Annotated in this window: 5 protein-coding genes and 1 pseudogene; 1 reads left to right on the plus strand and 5 read right to left on the minus strand. The window is 64.9% G+C overall.

Translation table 11 applies throughout. The annotated features are described in order from the left end of the window. The 5 genes and pseudogenes from AAG799_RS22065 to AAG799_RS22085 all read right to left on the minus strand — a co-directional run. A pseudogene (locus AAG799_RS22065) lies at positions 1-194 on the minus strand (flagellar motor switch protein FliG); the annotation flags it as partial. A 20-nt stretch (positions 195-214) separates the two neighbouring features. Further along, positions 215-1,861: a flagellar basal-body MS-ring/collar protein FliF gene (gene fliF / locus AAG799_RS22070; RefSeq protein WP_341899210.1), complete on the minus strand. Its 1,647-nt coding sequence runs from the start codon at positions 1,859-1,861 to the stop codon at positions 215-217. 179 nt (positions 1,862-2,040) lie between these two features. Then, positions 2,041-2,376, minus strand: coding sequence for a DUF1153 domain-containing protein (locus AAG799_RS22075; RefSeq protein ID WP_341899218.1), 336 nt, complete (start codon positions 2,374-2,376; stop codon positions 2,041-2,043). A gap of 55 nt (positions 2,377-2,431) precedes the next feature. After that, a complete protein-coding gene (locus tag AAG799_RS22080; protein ID WP_341899212.1) occupies positions 2,432-3,172 on the minus strand; it encodes a flagellar hook assembly protein FlgD in 741 nt (246 codons plus the stop codon). Positions 3,173-3,193: 21 nt separating this feature from the next. Further along, positions 3,194-5,053, minus strand: a complete 1,860-nt coding sequence (locus tag AAG799_RS22085) for a flagellar hook-length control protein FliK (protein WP_341899214.1) — start codon at positions 5,051-5,053, stop codon at positions 3,194-3,196. A 214-nt stretch (positions 5,054-5,267) separates the two neighbouring features. On the opposite strand from AAG799_RS22085, the gene AAG799_RS22090 reads away from it, so the two are divergent. Beyond that, positions 5,268-5,794 (plus strand): tetratricopeptide repeat protein (locus tag AAG799_RS22090; protein ID WP_341899215.1); only part of this gene is annotated, 527 nt, incomplete at its 3' end.

A 5,794-nucleotide genomic window follows, 5' to 3' on the forward strand; every position in this document is an offset into this window, starting at 1 on the left:
ACGAATTCGAGGAACAGCTTTTCCACGACGTCGGAATTCACCGCGCCGAGGTTGGCCATGTTCTGCGAGATTTCCTTGATCTCTTCGTCGTCCAGCAGCGGCCAGATCTTGGAGGAATGCTCCTCGCCCAGCGCAAGCATCAGCATGGCGGCCTTGTCCGGCCCCTTCAGCTGACGAAAATCTTTTTCTGCCATCGTGCGCTCCTAGCGACCGTTCAGGCGGCCTGATAGAGCCAGTTACGGATAATCGACACGGCTTCTTCCGGGTGCTTGTCGACGATCTCGCCGATCTTTTTCAAGCTGGAGGCCTTCACCTGGCCTTCGATGCGGGCGATATCGATCATCGATTCGATGCCGGGCGTCGGCGGAGCCATGCCGGCGTCAGGCGCGGCCGGCAATTCGGCGATCGGCGCGCCGCCAACCACCATCGGCAGGCCCGGCATCGCCGGCGTCAGCATGCCCGGCGGAATGTCTTCGCTTTCCTGCGAGGCTTCCAGCACGCGGCGGATCAGCGGGCGCACCACCAGCAGCATGGCGAGCAGGCCGAGCAGCACATAGCCGGCGATCTCGCCGATGCGGAACAGTTCAGCCTTGGTCAGGCCGAGCAGCACCGGCAGATTGTTGGGGTCGATCTCTTCCGGAATGTCGCCCGGCTCGGCAAAGCGCATGGTGACGACTTCGATGGCGTCGCCGCGCGCCTGGTCGAACCCGATGGCATTGCGCACCAGCGCATTGAGCTGCGCCATTTCTTCGGGCGAGCGCGCCTGGTAGGAGCGCTGGCCCGAACCGTCGACCTGCACGATGTTGTTGACCAGCACGGCGGCGGAAACGCGGCGCAGCACGCCGGCTTCGCGCACCTGGGTGCGGATGGTCTTGGAGATTTCGTAATTGACCAGTTCCTCGGTGCGGTTGCCGGTCGTGGTGGCCTGGGTGCCGCCCTGGCCCTGGGCCTCGGGCAGGTTGTTGGCCACCGAAACGTTCTGCTGGCCTTCCTGGCTCTGGTTGTTTTCGGTGATGGTCTGGGTCGAACGCACCACCTGCTGGTCAGGGTTGAACAGTTCCTGATTGGTGGTGACGCGGTCGAAATCCATATCGACCGAGATTTCCGCGCGCACATTGCCGACGCCAACCGAGCGCTCGAGCAGCGCTTCGACATTCTTGCGCAGGCGTTCTTCCATGACCCGGCGCATGTCGGCCATGCGGTTGGCCGTGGCGGTGGCCGCATCGGGCTCTTCGCTGGTGCCGGCCAGCAGATTGCCGCGGTCATCGACGATGGAGATGCGGGACGGCTTCAGGTCGGGCACGGCGGAGGCGACGAGATTCTGGATCGCACGCACCTGCGGCTGGTCGAGGCGACCACCCCTGGTCTTGACGATGATCGAGGCGGAGGGCTCGCGCTGTTCGCGGCTGAACACCTCGCGCTTGGGCAGCACCAGATGCACGCGCGCCGACTGTACCTGGTCGATCGAACGGATGGTGCGGGCCAGCTCGCCTTCCATGGCACGCAGATGATTGATGTTCTGCATGAAATTGGTGGCCGACAGCGCATTGGCCTTGTCGAAGATTTCATAGCCGGCGCCGCCGCCGGACGGCAGGCCGCCCTCGGCCAGCTGCATGCGGGCGCGCAGCACGCGGTCTTCCGGCACCAGGATCTGGGCGCCGTTGGCGGCAATCTGGTAGGGGATTTTCTGGGCTTCGAGGCGGGCGACGATCTCGCCCGAGGATTGCAGGTCCAGATTGCCATACAGCAGCGCCATCTTGGGCTGCGTGACCTTCATACCGAGGAATACGAAGAAACCGATCAGAATCGCAGCGGTCGCCGCCAGCATTGCCAGCCGGGCGGGACCGATGTTCCGCATCATGTTCATAATTCCGTTCACGGCATCACCCCATGCACCAGGCACGCGTTGCGGACAGGCACCACCTGTCCCTCGACGCCAAAGTAGGAAGCCGGGATGAAAGAGAGGTTAACATCCCGGCAAAATTTGCCTACCGGAATGTTAACCTAAATATATTGAACAGAATCTGATAGTTAGGGAAATTAGAGCGAGCGGGCTGGCGGATCGCGCAGGGTGCCCGGGCGATAGTCCTGGAGACGGGTGGCGCGCAGGCCGGGCAGGCCATGCTGCTCGATGGCGCGCTGCCAGGACTGGAACTCCTCGATGGTCAGGATATAGCGCTCGCAGGCCTCTTCGAGCGTGAGCAGCCCGCCGCGCACGGCAGCCACCACTTCAGCCTTGCGGCGGATCACCCAGCGCTTGGTATTGGGCGGCGGCAGGGTTTCGCGGGTGATGCGCTGGCCCTCGGGACCGATCACGCTGGTCGGCGCCGTCGCCGCACGCGTCTGGGGATTCACAGTCTCGATGATGTTCTGCATGGTGGTCATCCGCCTCTTACAAAAACCCTGAAATGCCGTGCTGACCCGATGGCGATCAGCTCGCCGCCTCTTCTTCCTCGTCATCGCCCGTGTTGTCGTTGGTCGGCGCCGGGAACACCGACACCACCTTCTCGGGCAGGAACTTGTTGCCCGACACGACCAGGTATTGCGTGCCGTCGACGGTCTCGAGTGCCTCGACATAGCCGCGCGCATAAACCTTGACGCCATCAACGGTCTTCCCGCCGGCATCCTTGGCCACGACTTCCAGCTTGTAGGTGCCAGCCGGCAGCGCATTGCCCTGGCCGTCCTTGCCGTCCCAGGCGATTTCGGTCTTGCCGGTCTTGAAGCCGCCCGCCTGTTCCGAGGTCTGCGTCACGCTGCGCACGACCTGGCCGCTTGAATTGATGATGTTGTATTTCACGTTGTTGACGCCGGCCGGCAGCTCATAGGACCAGAAGGCCGCGCCGCCCTGCTGCAGCTTCACCTGGTTGTCGTCGACATCGACGATCTTGCCGATGAAGTTCAGGTTGTTGCTGCTCTGCTGGGCCGAGAACATGGAGATCAGCTTTTCCAGGTTCTTGTTCTGATTGATCGACTGTTCGACCTGGCTGAACTGCACCAGCTGGGTGGTGAACTCTTTCGAGTCCATCGGCGAGGTCGGATCCTGGTTCTTCAGCTGCGTGGTCAGCAGCGTGAGGAAGGTGTCGAAATTCTTCGCCAGCGATACGCTGGAGGATTCGGACGCCGTCTGCGGTGTGCTGCTGGTGGTTGCGGTGGAGGTGACTGCGGTGACCATGACTCTTCTCCTTGCGGAAAATCAGATGCGGATATCGAGCCCGCCGCGTGCCGCGGCTGCCCGTTGTGCATTGTTGGCGGCAACCTGTGCCGGATCAGTCTTCAGGCCGGTTTCGGCATACTCATCGCCGCCGCGGCCACGGTTGCGGCCATTGCCGCCGCCGTTGCCATCGCGGCCATTGTTGTCCTGGCCCTGGTCGCGCAGGGTGAAACTCAGCGACTGCTGATCGGTCTTCAGGCCGGAGTCGCGCAGCGACTGTTCCAGCTGGCTGGCGTCGCGCTGCAGCATCAGCAGCGTATCCGGCTTGTCGGCAGAGATGACCGCCATCAGGCGGCCGTCATGGCCGATTTCCAGCTTGATCTCGACCTTGCCGAGATTGCCCGGATCGAGCTTGATCGAAATCTTGTCGGCGCCTTCGGCAACGCCCTTCTTGATCTGCACCGCGACCTGTTCACCGGCCGGGATATAAGGATTGAGATGACGGGCGGCGGTCTGCGCGGCGGTATGCTGAGTGGCCTGCGTTGCCGGCGCGGAGGAAGCGCTGACCGACATCGCCTGCTGGTTGGACTGGCTGCTGTTGTTGCTGGTAGTGGTGGTGGATGTATTGCTCTGCAACTGGGCTTCCGCATTGGCCTGCAACAATGCGGCATTGAACTTCAATTCCGGGATCGCTGGCTGCGCCGGGGTCTGCGCGGCCTGGGCCTGCTGCTGCAGCAGAGCCGCATCGTCGGCGCTCTGCTCATCGCCCTGCATGGCAAACAGCGCAGCCTGATCGACCAGCGGCTTCACCGCCGCGGTGGTCGTCGCGCCCTGCACGTCAATCGTCAGCGCCGGCTTGTCGGCGGATTTGGGTTCGGCCTTCGGGGCGGTTTCGGCAGTGACCACCGGCTTGCCGCCCTGCTGCGCCTGCGCCTGGGTGACGAGCGCCTGCTGGATGGCGGCGAAATCTTCCGGTGTCACCGTCTGCTGCTGCGGCAGCAGGGCGGCGGCGCTGGTTTCGGTCGCGGTCTTGGCCATGGTGGCGGCGGTATCGGCGGTGACCGTGGCGGCGGCATCGTCGGCCATCTGCATCGTTGCGGCCGCAGCAGCCGCGGCGGCCGCGGCAGCCGTCTGCTCGGGTACTTCGCCCTGCAGCGCATCGGCAGCCGCCACCAGCGCAGCAGCCGCCGCATCCAGCGGATTGACCGCAGGCACCGTGGCGGTCGGCACGACCGGCGCTGCGACAACGGTTTCGGTTACCGGTGCCACGACCTGGGTCGCCACCGGCTGCGCCTGCGTCAGCAGGTTGAGAAGAATCAGGGCCGCATCGGCATCCACCGCGACGACCGGCTCGGCCGTCTCGAGGGTTTCATCGGTGCTGGCGGTGCTATCGACCGGGACTTCAGCCTGTTCGCCGGCCGGGACGGTGTCCTTGGCTTCGGTCTGCGGCGCGGCTTCAGCAGTCTTGTCGGCCTGATCGGCCTGGTCAGTGGTGTCCTTGGTCGATTCCGTCGGCTGCGCCGCATCCTTGACCGGCTTGGCCTCGCTCTTGGCCGGCTTTTCAGCCGGCTTGGCGGCGGTCGTTTCGCGCGGGCTCGTCTCGCGGGGGGCCGACTCGCTGCGCTGCGCGGCATCGTCTTCGCTGCGCTGGGTTTCGACCGCTTCATACTTTGGGCGGTCGGCAACCGGACGCTCAGGGCTGCGGGTCTCGCGACGGGTCTCGGTGCGGGTGGCCGCTTCCGGGGCGGCACGTTCGGCGGCCTTGGTCACCGCCTCGCTGCCCTTGCCGCTGAAGGCGCTCTGCAGCACCCGGGCAAACTCGTCGGCACGGCTCGCAGTGTCCTCGGCCGGGGTCTGGCCAAGGGCGGTGGAGGCGGCGTTGTTAACCTGGGTAACTTGCATGGGTAACCTCATTCGTCGACGGGGTAGAAGCAAGCGACGGGCCAACTCCGGCTTCCCTTATAAGATTTTGTTTTTATTGGAATAATTGAAACGGCCCGAGTCTTTCTGGGCCGGCGCCTTTGCCGGGCGGCAATTTCTGCCGGTCCCCTGCAGGCCCCTGCCGGGCCGGGTCCGCCAGTCGCCTTGGACGGACGAAGCGGCTATGGTCCCGCCGATGTCCGACCCCTTCCAGACCGCCCTGCAGCACCAGCAGGCCGGCCGCCTGAACCAGGCGGCCGAGATTTACCAGAACATGCTGCGCGGCAACCCGCAGCAACCCGATGTGCTGCACCAGTTCGGCCTGCTGCACCACCAGGCCGGCCGGCCGGCCGAAGGGGTGAAATACATCCAGCGCGCCATTGCCCTGCAGCCGGGCCAGACCGCCTATCTGAACAATGCCGCCCTGCTGTTCATCGCCGCCGGCCAGGCCGCAGAGGCGGTGCGTGCGGCCGAGCAGTCGCTGGCGCTCGATCCGGCCGCCGCCGACGCCGCCAACAATCTCGGCCTCGCCCAAGCCATGCTGGGCAACCCGGCCGCCGCCGAGGCCGCCTATCGCCAGGCCATGCGCCTGCGTGCCGGCTTCATCGAGGCACAGTTCAACCTGGCCAACCTGCTGCGCGAAAGTGGCGCGCATGCCGCGGCGGCGGTGGAGTATCGCCAGCTGCTGGAGCGCCAGCCGCAGTTCATCGGCGCCCGTATCAA

This window comes from Ferrovibrio terrae (assembly GCF_943371255.1).
In the GTDB taxonomy this organism is placed as follows: domain Bacteria; phylum Pseudomonadota; class Alphaproteobacteria; order Ferrovibrionales; family Ferrovibrionaceae; genus Ferrovibrio; species Ferrovibrio terrae_B.